The sequence below is a fragment of the Psychrobacter sp. Rd 27.2 genome (assembly GCF_001921755.1).
Taxonomy (GTDB): domain Bacteria; phylum Pseudomonadota; class Gammaproteobacteria; order Pseudomonadales; family Moraxellaceae; genus Psychrobacter; species Psychrobacter celer.
The window spans coordinates 1-697 of sequence record NZ_MRYB01000044.1 but is presented as its reverse complement, the minus strand read 5'-3'; the positions used below and the strand labels follow the sequence as shown (position 1 = coordinate 697).

The window sequence follows — 697 nt, the reverse complement described above, 5'->3', positions numbered from 1 at the left end:
TAACATCCTGGCAAAGAATAAGCTTGAACAGTTCTCCCAAGACAACCAAGAAATTGCAGAATTAGGTATTGAGCTTCATGACTAAAGAGATGATAACTACAGAAACACCAAATTGGGGTTTGATGCCTGCAGCAGTCATCACACAACTAAAAAAGCGAGAGTGGGACAATCTACCACGCCTTAAAGCCCGTTTAAAAAATGAAAGAGCCTTCCCTATTGTCATAAGCCTAAAGCCTCCCAAAACAGGTAATGAATTACTCAACCATACACTGCATTTCCACGAATTTGTGCAAGCGTGGCGTAATTTTGCTTTCGCTGATATGGTGCAATGGCAGCATAATAGCTTTCGACATTTTTCTGAACAGACCCTTCCTATCACTTTAACTATTCCTAATATTCAAGCACTGTCTGAAATATTAGGCGCATCGGCACGCCAGCAGCTTAAAGACTGGCAAAAAAAACTAAGCTACCTTCATACCGAAATCGCTAAAGGCATGACAATGTCATCTGCTAGCAGTACAGATAAGATTGCAGATAGCTGGCAAGAGACTTTATTTTTCGCTCTCATTGAGATGTTAGAGGTTATTGATAACTTAAGTGCTGATGATCTAAAATTACTGGTTGCGCTTATACCGCAATTAAAAACAGGAATGGGTACTGGGCTATACTTGCGTGCATTGCCAGTATATTACGTTGA

Annotated in this window: 1 protein-coding gene; it reads left to right on the top strand. The window is 40.3% G+C overall.

Annotated features, from left to right (window positions below):
* Window positions 1-77: 77 nt before the first annotated feature.
* On the top strand, window positions 78-697 hold a 620-nt coding region (locus BTV99_RS12525; protein ID WP_256713792.1), incomplete at its 3' end, for a DUF3322 domain-containing protein.